Here is a 23109-nt window from a genome sequence, read left to right on the forward strand (position 1 = left end):
TCGCCGCGCCACAGACGAAGACCAAGCATCCATACTGCGGGCAGGCGAGCAAGCGATCAGTCCGCCCGCCGTCGCCACATCAGCGTGACCACTGTCGCCAACACCCCCAACAGCAGACAGCCCAGCACCAGCACCACCCCCGGCCACTGGCGCCATTGCCAGGCCAGGCCCGCCAGCATCGGTGGCAGGCTGGCGCCGAGGTAATAAGCGGTGAGATACAGCGCGGACGCCAGTGCCCGCCACGGCCCCGCGCAGCTCCCTACCCAGGCGCTGGCGGTCGCGTGGACGGCAAAGAAACCAATGGTCATAAGGGCCACGCCGATAACCACCCAGGCAAGGCTCAGCGACAAACTGAGCGCCAGGCCGCACCCCATCAGCAGGGTCATACCCAGGGCAACATGCCCCGGCGAGTAGCGCTCCGCGAGACGCCCGGACAGGGTCGATGACCCGGTCCCCAGGGCGTAGAGGAGGAACAGCGCGCCAATCAAGGTTTCCGGCAGCGAGAAGGGCGGTGCCGAGAGACGAAAAGCCAGGTAATTGTAGAAAGCCACGAAGGCGCCCATCAGTAGAAACGCGACCAGAAACAGGCCGGGCAGCACTGCATCGGTCAACAGCGCCCGCAGGTCGGTGAGCATCGCGCGCGGATGCAGGGACCGGGGGCGGAACTGCCGCGCCGGAGGCAGCAGACGCCAGAAGCCCACGGCCACCGCGGCACCCAATACACCGAGCACCGCGAAGGCCACATGCCAGCCGGCGAAGTCCGCGAGCAGTGCCGCCAGGAAGCGTCCGGACATGCCGCCCAAGGCATTGCCCGCGATATACAAGCCCATGGCCCGCGCGCGAGCCAGTGGCGCCATTTCATCGCCGAGCCAGGCCATGGCTGCCGCCGGCAGCCCCGCGGCGGCCACACCCGAGAGGGCACGCAACCACAGCACCTGGGAAAACGTTTCCGCCAGCGGCAGCAACAGGGTAAACAGCGCCGCGAGAACCAGCGAGGCCTTCATCAGGCGATCGCGCCCAAAGCGATCCGCCAGCAGACTGGCGGGGATCAGCATCAGCGCCAGAGCGGCCGCCGCCGCCGAGATCAACAGGCTGGCAGCTGCGGCGGACACCGCAAACTCCTGGGCAAAACGCGGCAACAGCGGCTGCGGACCGTAGAGCAGGACAAAGGTGGCCCAGCCGCCGAGGAACAAGGCCAGGTTGGCGCGACGGTAAGCTGGCGTGCCGGGCTGAAGATGGGCGGGTTCGCTCATCCCCACAGGTTCAGATGATCGCGCAGATCCCCCTGCAGATCGAACAGCGTGTAGTCCCGGTAGGAAAAGCGCCAGACGCCCAGCACGCGTTCAAACTCGTCGTGATAACGACCGGCCCCAATCACCTGTAACGGCAGGGTGTCAGTCGCTTGAAGCACAGTGTAGTAGGAACGGCAGGTGGCCCGTCCGGCGGTTTCGTTGATCTCCAGGATCGGGTTGGTAATCACATGCTTGGTGCGCGGCGTGCCGCAGGGGTGGATTCTCACGTGCCGATCCCACAGCGCCAGCATTCCCGCCTCGTCCAGCAGCTCACCCTGCTCGCCAGCCTTGACCCGGGCGTGGCGAAACAGCGCGGCGACCGCGGGCAGGTCCCCGCTGTCCATCAATTCGGCGTAGCGATATAGGAGATTGGTGATTTCCAGTGCGTGGTTTGGCATGCGGGGCTCCTTCTTGAAAACACGACTACCTGCTCACTCCATGACGACCCTTCAACGACAGCTGACAGGGCGTGTATCCCGGCTTCGGCCTGCTCGTCCGGATATCGGCCGTAGCGGATACTACCAACGAACCGTCAAGTACGTCCGCGCAGTGTAAACAAACCTTCACCTCCCCGTCGCATGGCCTTCACATGCTTCCCCTAACCTCGCCGTGCCCGATAAACAGGTCGCAGGCCTGTCAGGAATCACTCCCACCCGTACAAGGATGCACCTCCATGAAGCTGTCCACGCGCGCGCAACGCTCTTCCACATCACTGATTACTGCAGGCCTGTTGCTGGCGGCCACCGGCTCACAGGCGCTGGCACAGGGCACCGTGCTGGAGGAAACCGTGGTTACCGCACAAAAGCGCGAACAGAGTCTGCAGGATATCGCCGCCGCGGTAAGCAATCTTTCCGGCGAGGATTTTGACGTACTGAATATCAGCAATCCCTTCGACTTCAGCGAGCAGATCCCCGGCCTGGTGGCCACCAACGTGCAGGGCTACCGGCGCACCTTCACGATTCGCGGCATTGGTAACGAGCTGCCCGATAACGCTGCCACCAAGCCTGGCGTGGCCTATCACGTGGACGGCGTCTTTATGTCCAACGACTTCGCCCTGTTCCAGGACCTGGTAGATGTGGAGCGGGTCGAGGTCATCCGCGGCCCCGACGGGACCATCTACGGCAACAGCTCCTCCGGTGGTGCCGTCAACGTGATCACCCGACGCCCCGATACCGAGGTCGCAGAGGGCTTCATCGACGGCGAGGTGGGCAGCTACTCCACCAACAACGTCCGCGGTAGCTTTAACCTGCCGATCAGTGACAGTGTCGCGGTTCGGGTCTCCGCCTCACAGCGCAGCCGTGACGGCTTCACCAAGAATGTTCCCAACCCGGAGGCCAGTCCAGACAACGTAGCCGGGGCCTTCAATGACCTTGACGACGAAAACAATACCTCCCTGAACGCGCAGCTACTGTGGCAGGTGACGCCCGACTTCTCGACGCGCCTGTCGGTGCAGGACTTCGACATGGACACCAATGGCCCGGCTCTCAAGGGCGGTTTCGACACCGTCTCAAGCGACAAGCGCGTGGTCTCCCACGACACCACCGAGTTCTTCCAGGTGGAGAACACGATTGCCAGCCTGATTCTTGAGTGGCAGGCGAAGGCCTTTGATGTGAAGGGCCTGTTCAGCCATCAGGATTATCGGATGAATCGCCGTCTGGATGCCGACCGCTCTTCGCTCACCGCCAATGACCCGGCCCCGCTGCCGATTCCCGAAAGCGGCGAGATCACCCTGCTGGGCCAGTTGCCGATTCGCCAGCATGTGGGCGGCCTGACCCAGGAAGACGAAACACTGACCGCCGAGATCAATATCAGCTCCAGCGCGGACAGCGACAGCCGCCTGAGCTGGCTACTGGGTGCCTTCTACCTGGACACCGAGGTCGAGAGCAACACCCGCAACTTCGTTGACAATGATCGCGACGGCCTGCCGGTGAACATACGCGACCTCGGCTTCATCAACCCGGATACCGATTTCCAGAATTCGGATATCCGTGCCTTCGAGTCTACCGCAGTATTCGGTCAGCTCAGTTACGCCGTAACTGACCGCCTGACACTGACAGGTGGCGCGCGCTGGACCGAAAATACCTTCGAAGATCTACGCTGCAATATCTTCAGTGGCTGCCTGACCAACGACGGACGCGTGGGCACGCCCTCTCGTCCGTCCGAGGACAACGACAACGTGACCTGGAAAATTGCCGCCGACTACGCCTGGAGTGATGACAACATGGTCTACCTCTCGGCCGCCACCGGCATCAAGCCCGCCGCCTCCAACAATGGTTTCGTAGCAGATGAAAACGGCACCGGTTTCTTCCCGGAGATCTTCGAGGAAGAGGAAGTCACTGCGTGGGAGCTGGGCTCGAAAAACTATTTTCTCGATCGTCGCCTGCAGGTCAACCTGGCCGCCTACTACTATGACATCGAGAACTACCTGTTCAACTCCGCGGGCCTCAACCTGACCGGCAATGGCGTGAGCGGCGGTAGCAACCTGCCGGAATCCGAGGTGCTGGGCATCGAGATAGAGTCGGTGGCGCGTATCACCGACCGCCTGACCCTGGACATCAGCCTGTCCGCCGCCGAATCGGAGATCAAGGAAGGCCGCATGGCGCTGGACCGCGCCGAGCAGGTCAACCAGACCGCCGGCCTGACCGACCCGGCGGAAATCGAAGCCACCATCCGCTCCCTGGCGGTGGATCTTAGCGGCAACGAGCTGCCGAAAATTCCCGAAGTGGTGGCCAACGTACGTCTGACCTGGGACCAGCCCATTGCGACCGACCAGGTCCAAGGCAACCTGATCACCAGCCTGAGCTGGAGCCACCGCGGCGAGTACTACAACCGGGTATTCAACTCGACACGGGACGTGGTGGAGTCCTACGACCTGGCCCATTTGAACTTCCGCTTCCTCCCCTCCGACAGTGCCTGGGACTTCCAGCTCAACATCCAGAACCTGTTCGATAGCGATGAAGTCAGCTCGGTACACACCGACGATTTCTTCCAGGGGGTCACCAGCTTCCAGCTGCTGCCGCCGCGAGTGATCACCCTGGGTGCGCGCTATCAGTTCTGAGGAAGGGTCATGACGGAAGACTCCACGCACGCCGGCTGGTCCCGCCGCCGCCTGCTGCAAGCGGGTTCTGCCGGTGCGCTGGCACCGGCGCTGGTACGCAGAGCCTATGGACGCGGCGAGGGGAGACCTCGAGTGGACTGGGGGTCCCAGGTAGGCGATGTGCGATCGGACAGCGCACTCATCTGGTCGCGCACAGACCGCGATGCGCGTATGCAGCTGCGGTGGTCCACCCGCCCGGACCTGGCGGACGCCGTGCACGGCCCTTGGGTACACGCCCTGCAGGATCGCGACCACACGGCAAAACTGCTGCTAAACGGCCTACCGGCCGGCGAGCGTATCTACTATGAGATCGTGTTCACTGACCTGGCAGACCTGAAAATCCACAGCGAACCCCTGCGCGGGAGCTTCCGCACCGCGCCCGCAAGTGCCGAGCGGAATGTCCGCTTCCTCTGGTCCGGCGACACCGCCGGCCAGGGCTGGGGCATCAACCCTGACTTTGGCGGCATGCGTATCTACAACAGTATGCACGCGCTGCAACCGGACTTCTTCATCCACTGTGGGGATACTGTCTACGCCGACAGCCCCATCGGAGAAAGCGTGCAGCTGCCTGACGGGACCAGCTGGCGCAACCTGGTCACACCGGAGAAGAGCAAGGTTGCCGAGAGCCTCGACGAATTCCGCGGCCAGTTTCGCTATAACCTGCTGGATGCGCCCCTGCGGCGCTTCAATGCCGAGGTGCCCATGTATGCCCAGTGGGACGACCACGAGGTCACCAACAACTGGTACTGGGAACTGCGCCGGGATAACGACCCGCGCTACCGCGAGGGCTCAGTTGCGCGTCTCGCCGCCCGAGCCATGCGCGCCTTTCAGGAGTACATGCCGGTGCGCCAACACCCGCTGAATCCGGAGCGCATCCACGACCACTTCAGCCACGGGCCACTACTGGACGTGTTCCGTATCGACCTACGGGCCTGGCGCGGCCCCAACAGCGACGAGCAGCCAAGGGAACTGTCGCCGGAGTTTCGCATTCTCGGACAGGCGCAGATGGCTTGGCTGAAACAATCACTGCGACAGTCCACCGCCACCTGGAAGGTCATTGCCTCGAGTATGCCCCTGGGCCTGGTTGTCTACGACAACTGGGAACATGCCCGCGGTGCCGAGGCTATCGCTCTACGGGACGGGCCTGCCGCAGGACGGGAACTGGAAATTGCGGAGCTGCTCACCTTTATTCGCGATGAAAAAATCGCCAATGTGGTATGGCTAACGGCGGACGTGCACTACACTGCCGCCCACTATTACGATCCGGAAAAAGCGCAGTACCCGCATTTTTCACCCTTCTGGGAATTTGTCAGCGGCCCCCTGAACGCCGGTACCTTCGGACCCAATCCCCTGGACAATACCTTCGGCCCCCAGCTGATCTACCGCAAGGCCCCCGAGGACGGTCGCGTCAACCTGTCCCCCCTGGAAGGTATGCAGTTTTTCGGTCAGGTGGATATAGACACCGAGAGTCGTGCGATGACAGTGACGCTGAAGGACTTGGAGGGAGAGACGCTCTTCACACAGCTATTGCGGCCCGAAGGCGAGATGCCAACAACCTGAGCTGTCTGGTAACCACGACCTGCTCGGAGTTCTCGGCGCCCGCTGCGACGTCAGTTAGTCAGGCCCGTTTGGTAAATTCGGACTTGAGTTTCATCGGCCCGATGCCATCGATCTTGCAGTCGATATTGTGGTCGCCTTCCACCAGGCGGATATTTTTCACCTTGGTGCCGACCTTCACCACCTGAGAGGAGCCCTTGATCTTGAGGTCCTTGATCACCGTGATGGTATCGCCATCGCTCAGGGGGGTGCCATGGGCGTCCAGCACCTGCAGGGCGTCGTCGTTCGCGGATTCTTCACCGGGGCGCCACTCGTGGCCGCATTCCGGACAAACCAGCATCTCGCCGTCCTGGTAGGCATAGGGGGACTGGCACTGGGGACAGGGGGGCAATTCACTCATGACAGGACTCTCGGCATTTACGGTTCAGGTTCTGCACGCACTGCGCTCAGCCCCTTCCAGTCTTCCAGGTCCAGGGCCGGCTGCTCCGCGCGGAAGCGAGCATACAGGGCAATGCCCGTGGCGTCTTCAAGGATGTCCACCTGCAGCCCCTGTTCGTGCAGCATAGCCTCGTTACCGGAGGCATTGCTCACATCACCAACCACCACGCGGGAAAAGCCGCGCATGTAGAGCAAGGTCGCACACACAGTGCAAGGGCTCAGGGAGGTATACAGGGTGGCACGGCTGAAATCCTGGCGCCCGGCGTCGCGAATCGCCGCGGTTTCACCGTGGTTGTAGGGGTGATTTTCCTGCACCAGGGTATTGTGACCCTTGCCGACAATCCAGCCGGTGTCGTGGCTGACAATCACTGCGCCGATTGGGCAACCACCCTCATGGTAACTTTTTTGCGCGAGCAACACGGCAATGCGCATGAAATCGGCGTCCGTCAGTCCCCGTGCAAAGCCCTCGTCCATCAGCACCGGCAGGCTGCGGGTGGGCATGTGGGCAATGGCCGTGAGCGCCGCGTCCGTAACGGGCATGCCTTGTGTGAGCAGTGAGGTCATGGCGACAGTTCCTTACATGAAGCTGGGGCGATTGCCGATCACGGCAGCCTGCTCCAGCGCGACGATCTCCGCCTCGTCGAGGCCAAGCAGGTCCCGAAGGATCTCCCGGTTGTGCTCCCCCAGCAAAGGTGCCGGACGCTTCACCGGCAGGTATTCCCCATCCAGGCGGAAGGGAAAGCTCGGGTAGTCCAAGTTACCCACCACCGCGTGCCGCAGCCGCTGGAAAAAGCCGGTCTCGCTGAGTTGGGGGTGGCGGTTGAGATCTCGGACGTTGTGCAGGAAGGCGGCCGGCACACCGTTGTCAGCCAGGCGTTCGGCCAGTTCGGCTGCCGGAAAGCCGGCGCACCAGTCCAACAGCACGGCCTCGATCTCATCCTCGCGGGCACGGCGTTCGGCGGGCTCCTCGAGTCCGGGGTCCTGCAGCGCCGGTTCCTCCAGAAGCGCCACCAGTGCGCGCCAATGTTGCGGGCGTGACACCGAAACTGCCAGCCACTCGCCATCGCTACCCTGGAATACACCCTGGGGCGTGGCCTGGGGCATGCGGTTGCCATTGCGCTCGAGCAGTGTCCCATAGGCCGAGTACTCCAGTACCTGCTCCGCGGCGATGGCGAGCCCCGCCTCCACCAGGGGTACCTCGACCAGCTGGCCACCGTGGCCCTGGTCACGCAGACGCAGCGCCCCCAGGGTGGCAAAAACCGCGTTCATCCCCCCGAGCGGGTCGACGCATCCCCGCGGCACCAGCGGTGAACGGTCCGCATAGCCCGTCAGCCAGGCCAAACCCGAGATCTGTTCAATAGTCATGGCGAAACCCGTGCGGTCACGCCAGGGGCCCTCCAGGCCGAAAGCCGGCATACGCACCATGATCGCCTCCGGGTTGAGGGCGTGAATCGCCTCCCAGCCCAGACCGAAGTTCTCCATGACGCGCGGGGAGAAGTTTTCGATCACGATATCCGCGTCGCGAATCAGGCGACGCGCCAAGTCCAGGCCGGCCTCGCTCTCCAGATCCAGGGTGACATCTCGCTTGTTGGTATTGGCGCCGTGGGTAATACAGGAAAGTTCCCAAAGGGGGCGCTCGTCCGGCGGCATGCCCGCGGCAAAGCGCATGCCGTCAGGGCGCTGGATCGACTCAACCTTGATCACATCGGCACCGAGCGCGGCGAACAGCGCGCTGGCGAAGGGTCCCGCCCAGAAAGCGGTGAAATCGACGACACGCAGGCCTTCGAGGGGGCCGGTCGGCGGAGGACTGCCAGTCGTTGTCGCCGCCTTAGCGTCTCGGGCTGACATCGGTGGATCATCACGCTCGCCCCAACCGGCGGACTCGCCCAGCTGGGGTGCCGGTGCCGGCTCACGCAAGCTAGCGGCGGAGAAATGATACGGGGATCGCGACTGGCGGAAACCAGCGGGATTTTCCGGGTAGAGGCCCCGCTCTCGCATGTGTGCCATGGCCAGCACCTCGCGGCCATTGCCAATGGGGGCGGCGGGAATCCGTCGGCGGCCGGCTTCCTCGAGGATCTCCGCAACCGTCTGTGAGCGCGTCCAGGCCTCGATTTTCGGACCCACCTGGTCCAGGTTGAGATAGCGCAGGTAGCTGCTGGCCATCTGCGGGTCCTCACCCAATTCGGGATGACCGATCATGTCGGCAAAGGCCTGCCACTGCTGGGCGGTGATGGTGCAGACCCCCGCCCAGCCATCCGCCGCGGGCTCGATCGAGGGGATCTCCACCGAGCGCGGAACCGGTACGTCGGGCTCCAGCTGGCTGTGAATGAACTGGTAGGGCTGCAGGCAGAGGAGGAGCGTTTCGAACAGTGATACCTCAGCCCGGTGCCCCTGCCCGGAGCGTTGCCCCGAGAACCAGCTCACCAGCGCTGAGACCGCCGCCATGGTGCCGCCCAGGTACTCGCCGATCTGGCCGCCCGCCCCCAGGGGGGCACGATCGGCGTAGCCGCGGTAGGCGGTACTGCCCACCTCTGCCTGTAAGGTGAATTCGTTTGCCGCGCGAGCAGAAAACGGGCCCTGCGGGCCCCAATTGGACAGCTCGGTGACACAGAGTCCCGGGCAGTCATCCTGCAGACTCCGGAGCCAGTGCTGTAAATCCGGCTCCGCTTCCCTCAGGTCAATCAAGAGCAGGTCGGCACCCCGACATAGTGCCCGAAAAGCCTCGCGGCCAGACTCTGACTGCAAGTCCAGCGCGCGGCTCTGCTTGTTGCCATTCAGGTAGTGAAACAGCGCCCCGGTTTCCCCCGCGGCGAGCGGGGCCGACTGGCCCAACTCGGCGGAGGCCTTCCAGCGTCGCAGCGGATCGCCGCCGGGTGGCTCCACCTTGATGACATCGGCACCGGCGTCGGCGAAGAGCTTGCCACTCCAGGCGCCGGCTATGGCGTCGCTCAGCTCGAGGACACGGATGCCGGCGAGGGGAAACGGTGCGTCGGGTGTTGCAGCTGATGCGGGCATTATTGTTGTTCCCTGCTCTAGTCACGCTATGGTGTTCCGCGGGGATCAACGATGCAAGAGCACAGTGCAGCTGCAGATGGCCAAATGACTGTTACCTGAGAGCGAAGTTAAGGCTCTGTTATTCGGGTGCTATCAACAACGCCGATCTCAACACCTCCATCCGCTCGTGGCTAAGACCCATTACATCCCGTAAATAGATAGCAATACTGCCATAATCCTGCTTTATTCCCTCCAGCGCGGATCGGATGTATTCGGAATCGGTTGCCTGCAAATCCGGTTGATTCACCAGCTCTTCGGGATACGCGTCGGTTTCAAGGTCGGATACCGGGTCCATTTCGCTCATGGTGTAGTCGGCCACGACCTGCTCCTCGGTCACACCCAGCGCCAGCAACACCAGTGCCGCTGCGATACCCGTGCGATCCTTGCCCGCCGTGCAGTGAAAAAGCACCGGCTCGTTCGGATGCTCTACGAGGCTGTCAAACAGTGCCCGAAAAGCTGGCGCATAGTGCTGTCCCATCTTGGCATAGCTGCTGATGATAAGGTTCCGCCAGTCGACCGCTTCACCCACCCGGGCTCGTTCAGCCAACCTGGATAGTGCGGCAAAACTATCCGCCGAATTACCCCCCTGGCAGTCTTCAATCTGCTGCCAGCCCGGCAAATCCGGGTCGGGTTTGTCGAGTCGTTCGGCGGCAGAGCGGAAATCACAGACCCGGGCAATGCCAAGATCCTGTAAGCTCATCTTCTGCTCAGAAGAGAGGTCACTCAGGTAGCCGGAACGGAAGAGCTGGCCCGGCTTTACGCGTGCACCGTCCGATGTCGTATAACCCCCCAGATCGCGGAGGTTACGCCCCCGAATCTCCGGCACGTGGCGCGGGCCGAGGACGAGCTCACGCCCGTCCTCATAGACCACGCGATACCAACCGCGATCCTCCGAATGCACATCAGAAACCAGCAATCCTGCCGCACTGGGCTTCCATCCGCCCACCCGCCTGTTGACCTGATCCGGTGACTCGCCTGCATAAAGAGCGCTGACATCCTCCGTGGCTGGTGCGACCACAACAGCACGCACAGGCGCATCACTGACCACCGAGAAAGCCGCACCGTTCTCTGCTCTACCTTCCATGATTGCAGTGAGGGACACACCCAACAGGGCGGAAAGACGCACAGCTCGTAAACACGAAATCTTCATGATCAACCTCCTAGAGTTCGTGCGTCAGGGTCACGCCATAGGTACGTGGTTCACTAAAGAACCGCTGACCGGCGCCAAAACTTGCCCCCAGGGAGAATCCCGCCCGGTAGTAGACCTCATCGGTAAGATTCTTGCCCCACAGCTGAAGGCGCGTGCGATCTTCATTGAAGGCAAACAACAGTGAGGCATTCACAATATCGGTATCCTCCCGCCGTAAGGCTTCGGTATTTTCCACATCGTTGTAATAGCCATCGGTATAGCTATAGTCGATACGGAAACGACTTTCGTACAGTCCGGGCAATTCGAGGGGAAGCTTCCAGTCGGTCGACAGTTTGAGACTGTTTTCAGGCGTGTTGGCAAACTCCAGGTAGGTCAGGTCTTCGACCAGACCACTCGTGGGATTTAGCGTCGCGTACTCCTCGTATTCAGCGCTGGTATAGCCATAACCCAGAGAGATACGCCAGTTTTCAGTGACCAATGCTTCGATGTCCAGTTCCACACCTTCGATCACGGATTCACCGGCATTGCGGATGATCGACAGCGGTGTGCCGGAGTCGGACACCTGGACATTATTCAACTGCATGTCCTCATAGTCAGAGCGGAAAAGCGCTAGATTCGCTGTCAGCCGATCCTCTAGCCAGCGGCTTTTGATCCCGATCTCATAACTATCGACCGTCTCCTCATCGTAGGGTTCAAGTGATTCCGGCTGGCTGACATCCGGGCGCGCGTTGAAGCCACCCGACTTGAAGCCTTGGGATAGGCTAAGGTAGGCCATGACGGATTCTGTCGGGTGCCACGCCAGGTTGAGCATGGGTGTCACGGCGCTGAAGGTGTCGCTCACCGCAACATTATCTGTCAGGTCGCCCGACGGAAGCAGAACCTCCTGGTTGGCAAAGCCTCGATCCTCATAGGTGTAGCGAAGCCCACCCGTAAGTACCCATTGTTCGGCCAACTGGTAGCTGGCCTGCCCGTAGAGCGCATAGCTCTCGGTTTCTGAATAGCGAATACGCTCACTGAATTGATTGAGCAGGAAGAAATCCGTAAACGCCGGGCGTTCCACCTCCTCGGAGAACATATACAGACCCATTGTCCACTGCAGGTCGCCACCAAGAGTGTCTCCGGTTAACTGGAACTCCTGGCTGTACTGCTCCTGCCAGCTAGCGTCATTGCGGCTGTGATAGACGGGAAGGGGGGAGCTATCGAAGTCCTCGTCCAGTGCCCACTCCAGGCGGCGGAAGGACGTGATTGATTTGAGGGTCGCAGTGTCGGACAGCGCCCATTCCAGACTGGCCGCCATTCCCCACTCGTCAGTATCATCCCGGCTCGAACTATCCAAAGCAAAGCGGAGGTCACCAAGCGACTCTGTTTCGGCACACGCATCGGCGTATCCCAGGCCAAGAACTCGATCCGCCAGCTGCATAAGCGGCGCATTGCGGTCTTCCAATACACACTGTCCACCACTAGATTCCTGACGTCGTTTCGACCAGTCCAGCGACAAATCCACCGTGACATTATCACTTGGCAACCAACGCAGATCACCCCGCAGCCCGAGATAGTTCTTATCATCCCATTTTTCACCGTTGGCGACATTGGTCGTGAAACCATCCCGGTCCGTGTATCCCACTGAGAGCCGGCTATAGAGTGTGTCCTCTATCAGCGGGAGGTCGGCGACGACCCCAGTATCCACCAGGCTGTAATTACCTGTGCCGACCCTGACCTTCAGGCCAGCTTTTTCGGAGGGTTTCGAGGGAACGATATTCACTGCACCACCAATGGTGTTGCGGCCGTAAAGCGTGCCCTGTGGCCCACGCAGTACTTCAATCCGCTCAATGTCCAGCAGGTCCAGCATGCCTCCCTGCATGCGAGCGAGATAAACACCATTGATATAGAGGCCCACGCCCGGGTCCAGCGTGATGGAACGGTCCCCCTGTCCCACACCGCGGATAAACACCCCCGCATTATTGCGGCTGATGCTGCCCTTCACGCTGAGATTGGGCACTGCCCCTTCAAGGTCGGATAGCGTCGTGATATTTCGTCGCTCCAGCTCCATGGCTCCAAGGGCTTTGATCGACATCGGTGCATCCTGCAAGGATTCTTCGCGCTTACGCGCGGTTACCACGACTTCCTCAAGAGCAGGCTGCGCCAGCAGGGGTTCTGACCCTAGCAATACACCCATCGTGGCAGCGGTTATGGCGGTTGTCAGGCTGTTGCGATGCTGTGAGTTCATCATTGCTATCCCATATTGTGGTTGTTTTACTACATTGTAGTTTATCTACCACATTGAAGCTTTGAGGTTGGTATGTCAATATCCTCGGGTGAAATCCGAGGACCCTTCAGGAAATGCTTGAACTCACCAAGTCCGAACTATCGGTACTGCAGGAGCTGTGGAAAGATACGCCGCTTAGTGTCCGTGAAGTACACGACCGCATGGCCAATGGCTGGGCTTACAACACCACAAAGACCGTCATGGACCGCATGACCCAAAAAGGGCTTCTGGAGCGAACCCAGGTTCACGGGGTATTTGTCTACCATGCCCAGGTAAGCCGGGCACAGGGGCTCGCAAGCTGGGTACGCTTTTTCGCTGACCGAGTGCTGGAGCTCGATGACCGAGCCGTGGTCAATCTGTTTGCAGACAGCAAGCTCTACTCGGAACGAGAACTCGAAGAATTACAGCAACTTCTGGACAGGCACCAGCCCGAAAGCGACTGAGGCAAATGATCGGCCTGAGCTATCACCTCGAGAACATCAGCTTCCTGATGGGAGCCGTAGCACGACATCAGCTGCTCACATCCATGCTGGGTCTTGCGGTGATCGTCGCACTGTCCTGGTTTTGGCGACAACGTTCACCGAGAGTGAGGTTTTCAATCTGGATGACCTTTCTGGTGTGGCTGATTCTCACCGGCGTGCTTAAACCCGGTTTCGGTCTACCCATCCACAGCCCAAACGGTCCGAGCTGGCTAACAGCCCTGGCAAGCCATCCCTGCGACACGCCCATCTACGAGCGCTTTAGTAACGCCCTGCCGGGTCCTCCCCTTCTGTCCTGGCAAGGGTTGCTGGTCTTAATCTGGGCAGCAACGGCGATCGCACTCTGCTTTCGCCACCTTCAACGCAGATCTCACTTCCGGAAAGTCGTAAAAGCGTCAAAACCTGTCACCAATCCTTGCTTGCATGAGTGCCTGGAACATTGGCAAAAACAGTGGGGATTGGGTCGGGAGGTGTCCCTGCTGCAAACCAGTGAGGTTACATGCGCCTTCACCATGGGCCTTCACCGGCCCGTCATTGTACTTCCCGAGTCCCTGCTCAATAAGCTCTCCAATGCCGACCTGGAAGCAGTCATACTCCACGAACTCGCCCATGTAAGGCGACTGGATGACTTGTGGCTTCGCCTGCAGCAAATAGCTCAGTCGTTGTTTTTCTTTTGTCCCTCCACCTGGTTCCTCGGGCGCCGCCTGTACCAACTGCGCGAGCACTGCTGCGACCTGTTGGCCGCAAATACGCTTGGCGCAAAACGTTATGGCAGCGCATTACTGAACGTCGCCAGAATCCAGTCTTCCCGCAGAGGCCCCCCGCCGGCCCTGGCATTGACTGGACACCGCAATTTCCTGGAACAACGCATTCGGATCTTGGTCCACCCACCAGGGCAGAGTTCTTCCTGGCTTCCGATTGTGGTGACGACCATAGTGCTTACTCTGCTCTCGCTCCTCACTGCCTTTCGACCAGTAAGTGCAGATATCCTGCCCCGCTCGGAAAGTCTGCGTATTCTTGATGAACTACGGCCAGTCTCGCCCTTGCAAACCAGTTTTATTGCCAAAGGTTTCCTGGGCGGAGACACTGCATCATGCTGGTTACCGATCGTTGCAAATTATCCGCACCCCGCCCTGGACTTACAGTCTAGCGAGCCCGGCCAAGTGCGGGCGGTAGCCGAAGGTATAGTTGAGTCCGTGGTTCGCGGTATTGGAAGCTATACAGGCATGATCATCATTGTCCGCCATGCCAATAATGTTTTTTCAAGCTACGCCCACCTCAATAGCAGCGACGTGCAGAAGGGAGATGCCGTAAGCCAGGGTGATGCTCTTGGCGACCTTCCAGGAGGGCAAAATCTGCACTTCGAGATGTATCGCGGAAGCAAGAAAGTAGACCTCTCCAGCATGGAAAAGACCGTGGGAGAAAGGTTTCGAGAAACTCCCTCTCTGAGACACCCCCGGGATCATACAGCTCACTAACCCGGCAAGTCCGTCACCGCCCCCGTCGACGCCGAGCTGACCGTCCTGACGTACTTTGCCAGGACACCCCGGGTGAATCGCGGTTCCGGCTGCCGCCAGGCCTGGCGCCGACGCACCAGCTCATCATCGCTCAGATCCACGTCGATGGTGTCGGCCTCGGCATCGATGGTAATCCGATCACCGTCCTCGACCAGAGCCAGTGGACCACCATCAAAGGCTTCCGGCGTGACGTGACCCACGACAAAGCCGTGGCTGCCGCCCGAGAAGCGTCCATCGGTGATCAGCGCCACCTCACTGCCCAGGCCGCGGCCCATGATGGCCGACGTCGGGGTCAGCATTTCCCGCATGCCCGGCCCACCGCGTGGGCCTTCGTAGCGAATCACCACCACGTCGCCCGCCACCACTGTGCCATCGTTGATACGCTGCTGGGCCTCCTCCTCGGAGGCGAATACCCGTGCACTGCCCGAAAAGCGCGTGCCCTCCTTGCCGGTGATCTTGGCCACCGCGCCCTCCGGCGCCAGGTTGCCGTAGAGAATGCGCAGGTGGCTCTCCGCTTTCAGTGGCCGATCGATGGGCGCGATAATCTGCTGATCCTGTGGATAGGGCGCCACCCCGGCCAGATTCTCCGCGAGGGTACGGCCGGTCACCGTGAGGCAGTCACCGTGCAGCATTCCCGCGTCCAGCAGGGTCTTCATCAAGGGCTGGATGCCGCCGATCGCCACCAGCTCGCTCATCATGTACTTGCCACTGGGACGCAGGTCAGCCAGTACCGGTACGCGCCGGCCGATCCGGGTGAAATCAGCGAGGGTAAGATCAACACCGACTGTACTGGCCATGGCAATCAGATGCAGTACCGCATTGGTGGAACCGCCGAGCGCGATCACCACAGTAATGGCATTCTCGAAAGCCTCCCGGGTCATGATATCCGAGGGCTTGATGTCCTGGGCCAGCAGTTGCAGGACCGCGGCGCCGGCCGCTTCGCAGTCGTCGCGCTTGACCTGTGAAACCGCATTTTGCGCCGAGCTGCCCGGCAGGCTCATGCCCAGAGCCTCGATGGCCGAGGCCATGGTATTGGCGGTATACATGCCGCCGCAGGAGCCGGGACCGGGAATCGCGGTCTCCTCGATCTGTTTGACCGCCAGCAGGTCGAGATCACCGCGACTGTGGGCGCCCACCGCCTCGAAAACCGAGATGATGTCGGTGCGCCCCTCACCCGGGAGAATCGTGCCACCATAGACGAAGACGCTCGGCCGGTTCAGGCGCGCCAGTCCCATCAGGCAACCGGGCATGTTCTTGTCGCAACCGCCAATGGCCACCAGCCCGTCAAAACCCTCGCAGCCGGCCACGGTCTCGATGGAATCGGCTATCACCTCCCGCGACACCAGCGAATACTTCATGCCCTGGGTGCCGTTGGCTATGCCATCGGAGATGGTAATGGTGTTGAAGATTACCGCCTTGCCACCGGCGACGTCGGCGCCGCGACTGGCGCACTGGGCGAGCTCATCTATATGGCTGTTGCAAGGCGTGACATTGCTCCAGGTGGAGGCGATGCCGACCTGTGGTTTGGCGAAGTCTTCATCGCTGAAACCCACGGCGCGCAGCATGGCGCGGCTGGCGGACTTGCCAATGCCGTCCACCACCGCAGAGGAATAGCGGCGAAGCGGGTCGCTGTTGTTCCCGTGATCAGTCAACCAGCTCCACTCCCAGCCCGTCGAGCAGGCTCAGTGCTTCGTAGCGGGAGAACTTCGCACCTTTTATCTCGTTGTTCAAGACGTCGATGGCGTAGCCGGTGGCATCGGTGAAATCGACATTGCGCAAATTACTGCGCATGAAGAGACTGTGGGTGAAATCACAGCCTGTCATGTTCGATTCCCGGAAATCACCCTCGCGAAAATCGACATCGTGCAACTTGCAGTTTTCCAGAACCAGTTCATTGAGGGTGAGGCCATGGAAAGAGGCATCATTCAGGACACAGTGCTGAAAGCGCAATTCAAAATCACTGTGGAAGACCGGCCAGTCGGCCCGGGTAAAGTCGACACCCACCAGTTTGGTTTCCTTGAAACCGACGCCAAACAACCGACTACCGGGCAGCTCCACCAGGCTCAGGTTGCAGCGCAGGAAGTCGCAGTTGATGAACTTGCAGTTGCGAAAGCGTGCGCCCGAGAAATTGCAGTCTACAAAGCGGCACTCCTCGAACTCGATGTCGTGGTATTCCGCATCGGGCTCATCCAGCTTTTCGAAGCTGGCCTCGAAGTACTGCTCACTATCGTCAATGGCTGTCATCCCAAGCTGTCACTCATCAATGTCCGGTAAATGGTCTGGCTCGCGGCAAGCCTGTCTCAGGGCAGGATGATCAGATGGTTGGGCAACTCGTTGCGTTCGTGCGTCGCCGGTACGTGGGACTTCAATAGCTCACCACAGGCCGCGATACATTCGAGGAAGCCCTCGCGTGTCCTGCCCTGGCGCACCCGGGCCGTGAAGTCCGCGACGATATCTTCCCACACCGTATTATCCAGCCTGCTGGCGATACCACGGTCCACCAGAATCTCCACGTAGCGCTCCGCCTCGGAGACAAAGATCAGCATGCCCGTGCCGCCCTCGGTGTGGTGGAGGTTCTGCTCCAGGAACTGCCGGCGGGCAAGGTTGGACGCGCGCCAGTAGCGCACCTGCCGGGGGATCAATCGGGTACTGATGCCCGGGAGACGGAACAGCAGGCTGAGTGCAATAAACATCCCCCACTGTGTCAGCAACAGCAAATCGGCACTCAGCCAGCCGCCCACATAATTCGCGCCACCGGGCAGTAGCAGGGCCAGGATGCCTGCCCAGAGCAGCGGTATATAGCTGTAGTTGTCCGCCCGGGCAGCTAGTACGGTGACCAGTTCAGCGTCGGTTTCCCGCTCCACATTCTGGATCGCCGCAGCCACGGCATCCTGATCGTTCTTGCTGAGTAGTGTCATGATTGCCTGTTTCCCATTGTCGCCGGCGAGTGCGTTGGCTTGTTGATTCGATTCGCGATACTACCAGCCACCGGAGGCACCGCCGCCGCCGAAGCCGCCGCCTCCGCCGCCAAATCCACCGCCCCCAAAGCCGCCGCCACGACCGCCCATGGCACCGCCGAGAAGTGCACCGCCCAGCAGGGCCGCGCCGCCACGGCCACGACCACCGCCCCCCAGCAGGGAAACGAGCAGCATGATGAGAAAGAACAACCCGACCAGGCCGGGCTTGGGTTTTTCCTGGCTAGCACGGCCGTCCTGCCCCTGGGGCAGGGCCAGGGGCTTACCGCCGAGCACCTGGATCATGGCAGCGGTACCGTTGACGATACCTGCCGGGAAGTCACCCTGAAGGAAAGCTGGCGTGATAATGCGATTGATGATCAGCGCCGACTCGGCGTCTGTGAGCCGGCCCTCCAGGCCGTAACCGACTTCAATACGGACCTTGCGCTCGTCCCTGGCCACGATCAGCAGCGCGCCATTGTCCTCGCCCTTCTGCCCGATGCCCCAGTGTCGCGCAAGCTGGTAGCCGAAATCCTCGATCGGGTAGCCCTGCAGGTCCGGCAGGGTCACCACCACCACCTGCTCCATGGTGGACTGCTCGTGGGCCTGGAGCATCTGGCCCAGGCGCGCTTCCACGGCCGGCTGCAGCATGTCGGCCCGATCCACCACCCGGCCGGTGAGCTTCGGAAAGTCCGGCGCGGACTGTGCCCACGCGGAGAAGGGAAGCCAGAACAGCCAGACCAGCAGGCTTGTGCGCAGAACAACTCTCATCAGAACTCCACGGCGGGCGCGTTCTGCGCATTTTCCGTGGTGGCTTCGAAGTTGGCCCGGGGCTCGAGATCGCTATACAGAATGCTGTGCCATATGCGCCCCGGGAAGGTGCGCAGCTCGGTGTTGTAGCGCTCCACGGCCTGAATGAAATCGCGCCGGGCCACGGCGATGCGATTCTCCGTACCCTCCAGCTGCGACTGCAGGGCCAGGAAGTTCTGGTTCGACTTCAGATCGGGATAGCGCTCGGAAACCGCCATCAGGCGGCTAAGCGCGCTGCTCAGCTCACCCTGGGCCTGCTGGAACTGCTGCAGCTTCTCCGGATTGTTGAGGATGCTCTCGTCCACCTGGATAGAAGTCGCTCGGGAGCGCGCCTCCATCACTGCGGTTAGGGTTTCCTTTTCCTGGGCGGCAAAGCCCTTGACCGTCTCCACCAGATTTGGGATCAGGTCCGCACGGCGCTGGTACTGGTTCTCTACCTGCGCCCAGGCGGAAGTCACCTTTTCGTCGTAAGTGGGGATGTTGTTGATGCCGCAGCCGGTGAGCAACAGAAGCAGCGCCAGCAGCGAGGGCAGTTGCCAGAAGGAGCGTGCTTGCGACGTATTTTGCAGGGTTTCCATAATGTTCTGTCCTGGAAAGGGTCACAGGTTGTAATCGTAACACTTTAGGCCCGGACCAACCCAAGGTGCTTTCCTGCCGACAGCAAGACGTTTATCAAGGCCAACCTCATTGGTCGACCTGGCCCATGCGGTTTTCGATGTGATCGCGTAAGGCGCGACACTCTACATCGCGAACCGCTGTTGTGCGTGGTACATGTTTCAATCCACGCGCCCACGCGGGGCGCGACCAGCACATCGACGCGCTCGCGCACTGCACGCTGGTTTCAATCCACGCGCCCACGCGGGGCGCGACGAAAATGACCTACAGCATTCGAGAGGAGCTACCGTTTCAATCCACGCGCCCACGCGGGGCGCGACTCTATCAGATCAACGATCAGTCGGGGAATGGGCTGTTTCAATCCACGCGCCCACGCGGGGCGCGACCCGGTAGGTGTCGTCGGACGCCATGCCGCGAATGTTTCAATCCACGCGCCCACGCGGGGCGCGACGTTTTGGAATAAGCAGGAACCGCCTTATAGCCAGTTTCAATCCACGCGCCCACGCGGGGCGCGACAATCCTGCCGGTGGATTGTCGCCGACGTAATACTTGTTTCAATCCACGCGCCCACGCGGGGCGCGACTTCTTCCAGAATCGGGGGGCTGGGGTTGAGCTGGTTTCAATCCACGCGCCCACGCGGGGCGCGACCCATGTGCCAGTCCGGTTTCACGCGCCGGTAGTAGTTTCAATCCACGCGCCCACGCGGGGCGCGACGCCGCAGCCCGCCGCGAGCTGGAGGCAATGGCTTGTTTCAATCCACGCGCCCACGCGGGGCGCGACCCGCAAGCAGCAGGACGAGATGCGGGTGGAGCAGTTTCAATCCACGCGCCCACGCGGGGCGCGACTAGCTTGCCAGCCCGAATGCCGGCGTAGATCATCAGTTTCAATCCACGCGCCCACGCGGGGCGCGACACGCCGCAGCCGCCTCACTGGAGGCGCAGGAGCCGTTTCAATCCACGCGCCCACGCGGGGCGCGACGTGGCGCATGAAACGCACCCTCTACATCCGACCAGTTTCAATCCACGCGCCCACGCGGGGCGCGACCAGTGCAGGTCTGGCACCTGGCGGGCAAGCCACTGTTTCAATCCACGCGCCCACGCGGGGCGCGACAGGCGAGGAAAGCGTCCCGGCTTCGTGCGTGTTTCAATCCACGCGCCCACGCGGGGCGCGACACCCCATGCACTCCATGAGCGCCTTCTTGATTTTGTTTCAATCCACGCGCCCACGCGGGGCGCGACCTCGGCACGCTCCCAGTCCAGCTGGCACCAGCGTTTCAATCCACGCGCCCACGCGGGGCGCGACCCGTTCGCGAGCGCGTCGATGTGCCACTCACCCAGTTTCAATCCACGCGCCCACGCGGGGCGCGACGCGGAGGCGCTGGCGGTGGTGCAGCGAGCCGTGCTGTTTCAATCCACGCGCCCACGCGGGGCGCGACCATGGCACCGGAACCGCCTTCGAGGGTGCCACGGTGTTTCAATCCACGCGCCCACGCGGGGCGCGACCGAGACCGTGGCAGGTCTCCGCGCCGTGGATACCGGTTTCAATCCACGCGCCCACGCGGGGCGCGACCAGGCGAAGCAGGCAACCCGGATGCCGAGCGCAGAGTTTCAATCCACGCGCCCACGCGGGGCGCGACGACCCGGTTCGAGTTTTTCGAGACCATGATGCTGTTTCAATCCACGCGCCCACGCGGGGCGCGACGCCATTCGTGTAATTGTATGAAATTCATGAATAAATTCTTAGCCGTTCGCGAACTTCGAAGAAATGGCGTCCGCCATTCACAATAGTTGAGAAAATTAGTCTAAAAGACCAGAGAAATCTATGCCAACAACCACTTGCGAACCTAGCTAGGATTTGCCGGCAACTGTAGGTTCGCAGGGACTTGTTTTTAGAATATCAACGGACCATCCAGGTCCAATACTGGCTTGGCCCCAATATGCTCTACTTTATTCTTCCAGTTACGGCCCAAGTAGTAAAAGCGCAAGCTGTCATGTTCAGGGGCAATAAGATCGCACAATGCACTTTTCAAATAAGTCCACTGGGCATAATCCACCTCAATCTCGAACACCGAGTACTGTACTCTTTGTCCATAATCACGACACGCCTTAGCGATTTGACGTAATCGTCTTTCACCGCCAGAGCTAGATGTGCTCACGTCATAACTCACGAGAACCATCACGATAACGGGTCACTTCCAGAGAAACGGAGGATAGGCATCAAGATCACCACGCAAGTGGCGCGCAAGTAGCTGAGACTGAACATAGGGAAACAATCCGATTTCAACTTTTTCACCTAGAAAAACATGTCGAAGCTGCTCCTTCTTTCGCTCCTGATAAGCGGTGAGGACAACCTTTCGAGCACCTTCATTCAACAATACTGCACCATTGTCCATACTCTTGAAATCACGAGACGAAACTTGCTTCCGGTTTATCAGAGATAGAGCCAAGCGGTCAGCTAGCAGAGGACGAAATTCTTCAACAAGATCTAGCGCGAGGCTAGGTCTACCAGGGCGATCCCGATGAAGAAATCCTACAGCGGGATCAAGTCCCACTGTCTCAAGTGCAGAACTACAATCGTGTACCAGCAGAGTATATAGAAAGGACAATAAAGCGTTTACAGCGTCGAGGGGTGGCCGGCGGCTACGCCCCCGAAAACGCATCGACATATCCGAAACACGTATCAAATGGTCGAGAACGCCAAAATATGCCTGTGCAGCTTCCCCCTCTAGACCTCGCTGTACGTCTACAGAAAAGTCAGAGAGAAGTTTTACACCAATTCGTTTTAACCGCTTTTCGGCATGAAGCAACGCACCACGCGCGCTTGATGCAAGATCGTTACCATAGTCGCGTAACCCACGCGATACTACGACTCGCTGATTATGCACTTTTCCTAACAGGAGGCTGCGGACGATTGATGAGCAACCCAAGATATCGTCTGTTATTCGATACTGCTCTCGGCGCAGCAGAACGTTACCGGAAACAGGGCCTTCAACGCGGGCAAGAAATTTTCCGTGCCAGTTAAGATAAGACACGGTGATACCCTTCTCCGCACAATACCCCAGCAATGGCGGTGAGACCAATACTCGACCAAAGCAAACAAGACTTTCGATCATGTGAGCTGGAATACGTGCGCGTATTTCACGATCCACCTCCATGACAATATTTTCCCCATCCTTGCGCAACCACGCACCTTCGGTGGTTACATACACAGTATTTAGTTGACGACGCATTTTTCAGGACTCTTTCAATATCTGCGCGCGGATCCAGGATTTGACATCTTTACCCTTGGCAAGCAGCTTTGGTTGACAAAGCTCAATGAGCGAACAGGAATCGCAACGCTTCGCTAAATAGTCGGCTGTTGGTGTATGTCCTGTACGGATCAATTCACGCGTCAACTCTATCGTCTCCAAAGTTAACTGACGCAAGTCATCATCGAAGATAACTGCCTTACGGCGACGGGTCTGTCCATAAAACAGCGCACCTTCCGACACCCGGCAGCAGAACATCGCCTCCAGGCACAGCGCCTGCGCACACAGCTGAACCTCATCAGCAAGGTGATGCTTCGGACGTCCGCGCTTGTACTCAATGGGAAATGGACGCTCGCCTTCAGCTTCCGCCCTGAATTCAACGACATCCGCCACCCCTGCGATGCCCAGCTCATCACTGGACAGCGGCATTGCTGTAATCGTACGTACACCATGCCGACGCTCAATCTGTGGGGTGTCGGCACGGTCGTGTAGCAAGCGCCCTTCCGCCGTCTGACGATTATCTGCCCACAGGCGTTCAACATGAATCAGCGCACACTGACGAGGACAGTACAAATAGTGCTGCAACGCGGACAGGGGGACGAGATACGCGGACTCATCCATGTTTCTCCCCCG

Annotated in this window: 19 protein-coding genes and 1 CRISPR repeat array; of the genes, 4 read left to right on the forward strand and 15 right to left on the reverse strand. The window is 60.4% G+C overall.

All coding sequences use genetic code 11. The features are described from left to right. Nucleotides 1-56 precede the first annotated feature (56 nt). On the reverse strand, nucleotides 57-1253 hold the full coding sequence (locus ACYVGS_RS17135) for an MFS transporter (protein WP_460589912.1): 1197 nt from the start codon (nucleotides 1251-1253) through the stop codon (nucleotides 57-59). Next, entirely contained in the window at nucleotides 1250-1690 is a 441-nt protein-coding gene (locus tag ACYVGS_RS17140) for a nuclear transport factor 2 family protein (RefSeq protein ID WP_460589913.1), read from the reverse strand. Before ACYVGS_RS17140 ends, ACYVGS_RS17135 begins: the two co-directional genes overlap by 4 nt. A gap of 275 nt (nucleotides 1691-1965) precedes the next feature. Here ACYVGS_RS17140 and ACYVGS_RS17145 point away from each other — a divergent pair, with 275 nt between their 5' ends. Both ACYVGS_RS17145 and ACYVGS_RS17150 read left to right on the forward strand, forming a co-directional pair. Beyond that, entirely contained in the window at nucleotides 1966-4350 is a 2385-nt protein-coding gene (locus ACYVGS_RS17145; protein ID WP_460589914.1) for a TonB-dependent receptor, read from the forward strand. Nucleotides 4351-4359: 9 nt separating this feature from the next. After that, nucleotides 4360-5949, forward strand: coding sequence for an alkaline phosphatase D family protein (locus ACYVGS_RS17150; protein WP_460589915.1), 1590 nt, complete (start codon nucleotides 4360-4362; stop codon nucleotides 5947-5949). Nucleotides 5950-6007: 58 nt separating this feature from the next. Here ACYVGS_RS17150 and ACYVGS_RS17155 read toward each other — a convergent pair whose 3' ends face one another. The 5 genes from ACYVGS_RS17155 to ACYVGS_RS17175 all read right to left on the reverse strand — a co-directional run bounded on the left by ACYVGS_RS17155 (nucleotide 6008) and on the right by ACYVGS_RS17175 (nucleotide 12815). Then, nucleotides 6008-6346: an alkylphosphonate utilization protein gene (locus ACYVGS_RS17155; RefSeq protein ID WP_460589916.1), complete on the reverse strand. Its 339-nt coding sequence runs from the start codon at nucleotides 6344-6346 to the stop codon at nucleotides 6008-6010. A gap of 17 nt (nucleotides 6347-6363) precedes the next feature. Then, a complete protein-coding gene (locus ACYVGS_RS17160; protein WP_460589917.1) occupies nucleotides 6364-6948 on the reverse strand; it encodes a nucleoside deaminase in 585 nt (194 codons plus the stop codon). A gap of 12 nt (nucleotides 6949-6960) precedes the next feature. Next, nucleotides 6961-9399: a CaiB/BaiF CoA transferase family protein gene (locus ACYVGS_RS17165; RefSeq protein ID WP_460589918.1), complete on the reverse strand. Its 2439-nt coding sequence runs from the start codon at nucleotides 9397-9399 to the stop codon at nucleotides 6961-6963. 118 nt (nucleotides 9400-9517) lie between these two features. After that, nucleotides 9518-10588, reverse strand: coding sequence for a tyrosine-protein phosphatase (locus ACYVGS_RS17170; protein WP_460589919.1), 1071 nt, complete (start codon nucleotides 10586-10588; stop codon nucleotides 9518-9520). 10 nt (nucleotides 10589-10598) lie between these two features. Then, nucleotides 10599-12815, reverse strand: a complete 2217-nt coding sequence (locus ACYVGS_RS17175; RefSeq protein WP_460589920.1) for a TonB-dependent receptor — start codon at nucleotides 12813-12815, stop codon at nucleotides 10599-10601. 113 nt (nucleotides 12816-12928) lie between these two features. Here ACYVGS_RS17175 and ACYVGS_RS17180 point away from each other — a divergent pair, with 113 nt between their 5' ends. Next, nucleotides 12929-13297, forward strand: coding sequence for a BlaI/MecI/CopY family transcriptional regulator (locus tag ACYVGS_RS17180; RefSeq protein ID WP_460589921.1), 369 nt, complete (start codon nucleotides 12929-12931; stop codon nucleotides 13295-13297). 5 nt (nucleotides 13298-13302) lie between these two features. Then, on the forward strand, nucleotides 13303-14811 hold the full coding sequence (locus tag ACYVGS_RS17185; protein WP_460589922.1) for a M56 family metallopeptidase: 1509 nt from the start codon (nucleotides 13303-13305) through the stop codon (nucleotides 14809-14811). Here ACYVGS_RS17185 and ilvD read toward each other — a convergent pair. The 8 genes from ilvD to cas4 all read right to left on the reverse strand — a co-directional run bounded on the left by ilvD (nucleotide 14808) and on the right by cas4 (nucleotide 23097). Continuing rightward, nucleotides 14808-16502 carry a dihydroxy-acid dehydratase gene (gene ilvD / locus ACYVGS_RS17190; RefSeq protein ID WP_460589923.1) on the reverse strand — a complete coding sequence of 565 codons (1695 nt, stop codon included), beginning with the start codon at nucleotides 16500-16502 and terminating at the stop codon, nucleotides 14808-14810. The two genes, ACYVGS_RS17185 and ilvD, sit on opposite strands and share 4 nt — an antisense overlap. Then, nucleotides 16495-17094 carry a pentapeptide repeat-containing protein gene (locus ACYVGS_RS17195; protein WP_460589924.1) on the reverse strand — a complete coding sequence of 200 codons (600 nt, stop codon included), beginning with the start codon at nucleotides 17092-17094 and terminating at the stop codon, nucleotides 16495-16497. The genes ilvD and ACYVGS_RS17195 overlap by 8 nt, the downstream gene beginning before the upstream one ends. A gap of 56 nt (nucleotides 17095-17150) precedes the next feature. After that, nucleotides 17151-17768, reverse strand: coding sequence for a TPM domain-containing protein (locus tag ACYVGS_RS17200; protein ID WP_460589925.1), 618 nt, complete (start codon nucleotides 17766-17768; stop codon nucleotides 17151-17153). 60 nt (nucleotides 17769-17828) lie between these two features. Further along, a complete protein-coding gene (locus tag ACYVGS_RS17205) occupies nucleotides 17829-18575 on the reverse strand; it encodes a TPM domain-containing protein (protein WP_460589926.1) in 747 nt (248 codons plus the stop codon). Beyond that, nucleotides 18575-19192, reverse strand: a complete 618-nt coding sequence (locus ACYVGS_RS17210) for a LemA family protein (RefSeq protein WP_460589927.1) — start codon at nucleotides 19190-19192, stop codon at nucleotides 18575-18577. The genes ACYVGS_RS17205 and ACYVGS_RS17210 overlap by 1 nt, the downstream gene beginning before the upstream one ends. Nucleotides 19193-19387: 195 nt before the next feature. Then, nucleotides 19388-20930: a CRISPR direct-repeat array (repeat unit 32 nt; unit sequence GTTTCAATCCACGCGCCCACGCGGGGCGCGAC). A 187-nt stretch (nucleotides 20931-21117) separates the two neighbouring features. Beyond that, nucleotides 21118-21405 carry a CRISPR-associated endonuclease Cas2 gene (cas2, locus tag ACYVGS_RS17215; protein WP_460590026.1) on the reverse strand — a complete coding sequence of 96 codons (288 nt, stop codon included), beginning with the start codon at nucleotides 21403-21405 and terminating at the stop codon, nucleotides 21118-21120. Between the two features lie 12 nt (nucleotides 21406-21417). Then, nucleotides 21418-22458, reverse strand: coding sequence for a type I-C CRISPR-associated endonuclease Cas1c (gene cas1c, locus ACYVGS_RS17220; RefSeq protein WP_460589928.1), 1041 nt, complete (start codon nucleotides 22456-22458; stop codon nucleotides 21418-21420). Between the two features lie 3 nt (nucleotides 22459-22461). Beyond that, nucleotides 22462-23097: a CRISPR-associated protein Cas4 gene (cas4, locus tag ACYVGS_RS17225; protein WP_460589929.1), complete on the reverse strand. Its 636-nt coding sequence runs from the start codon at nucleotides 23095-23097 to the stop codon at nucleotides 22462-22464. Between the last annotated feature and the right edge of the window lie 12 nt (nucleotides 23098-23109).

It is taken from the genome of Haliea atlantica, from assembly GCF_054779855.1.

Coding starts and splice junctions, on each gene's coding strand:
- ACYVGS_RS17160 (WP_460589917.1), bottom strand. CDS start 6,948: ATGACCTCACTGCTCACACAAGGCATGCCCGTTACGGACGCGGCGCTC.
- ACYVGS_RS17145 (WP_460589914.1), top strand. CDS start 1,966: ATGAAGCTGTCCACGCGCGCGCAACGCTCTTCCACATCACTGATTACT.
- ACYVGS_RS17205 (WP_460589926.1), bottom strand. CDS start 18,575: ATGAGAGTTGTTCTGCGCACAAGCCTGCTGGTCTGGCTGTTCTGGCTT.
- ACYVGS_RS17170 (WP_460589919.1), bottom strand. CDS start 10,588: ATGAAGATTTCGTGTTTACGAGCTGTGCGTCTTTCCGCCCTGTTGGGT.
- ACYVGS_RS17140 (WP_460589913.1), bottom strand. CDS start 1,690: ATGCCAAACCACGCACTGGAAATCACCAATCTCCTATATCGCTACGCC.
- ACYVGS_RS17155 (WP_460589916.1), bottom strand. CDS start 6,346: ATGAGTGAATTGCCCCCCTGTCCCCAGTGCCAGTCCCCCTATGCCTAC.
- cas4 (WP_460589929.1), bottom strand. CDS start 23,097: ATGGATGAGTCCGCGTATCTCGTCCCCCTGTCCGCGTTGCAGCACTAT.
- cas1c (WP_460589928.1), bottom strand. CDS start 22,458: ATGCGTCGTCAACTAAATACTGTGTATGTAACCACCGAAGGTGCGTGG.
- ACYVGS_RS17200 (WP_460589925.1), bottom strand. CDS start 17,768: ATGACACTACTCAGCAAGAACGATCAGGATGCCGTGGCTGCGGCGATC.
- ACYVGS_RS17180 (WP_460589921.1), top strand. CDS start 12,929: ATGCTTGAACTCACCAAGTCCGAACTATCGGTACTGCAGGAGCTGTGG.
- ACYVGS_RS17175 (WP_460589920.1), bottom strand. CDS start 12,815: ATGAACTCACAGCATCGCAACAGCCTGACAACCGCCATAACCGCTGCC.
- ACYVGS_RS17135 (WP_460589912.1), bottom strand. CDS start 1,253: ATGAGCGAACCCGCCCATCTTCAGCCCGGCACGCCAGCTTACCGTCGC.
- cas2 (WP_460590026.1), bottom strand. CDS start 21,405: ATGGTTCTCGTGAGTTATGACGTGAGCACATCTAGCTCTGGCGGTGAA.
- ACYVGS_RS17210 (WP_460589927.1), bottom strand. CDS start 19,192: ATGGAAACCCTGCAAAATACGTCGCAAGCACGCTCCTTCTGGCAACTG.
- ACYVGS_RS17195 (WP_460589924.1), bottom strand. CDS start 17,094: ATGACAGCCATTGACGATAGTGAGCAGTACTTCGAGGCCAGCTTCGAA.
- ACYVGS_RS17185 (WP_460589922.1), top strand. CDS start 13,303: ATGATCGGCCTGAGCTATCACCTCGAGAACATCAGCTTCCTGATGGGA.
- ACYVGS_RS17165 (WP_460589918.1), bottom strand. CDS start 9,399: ATGCCCGCATCAGCTGCAACACCCGACGCACCGTTTCCCCTCGCCGGC.
- ACYVGS_RS17150 (WP_460589915.1), top strand. CDS start 4,360: ATGACGGAAGACTCCACGCACGCCGGCTGGTCCCGCCGCCGCCTGCTG.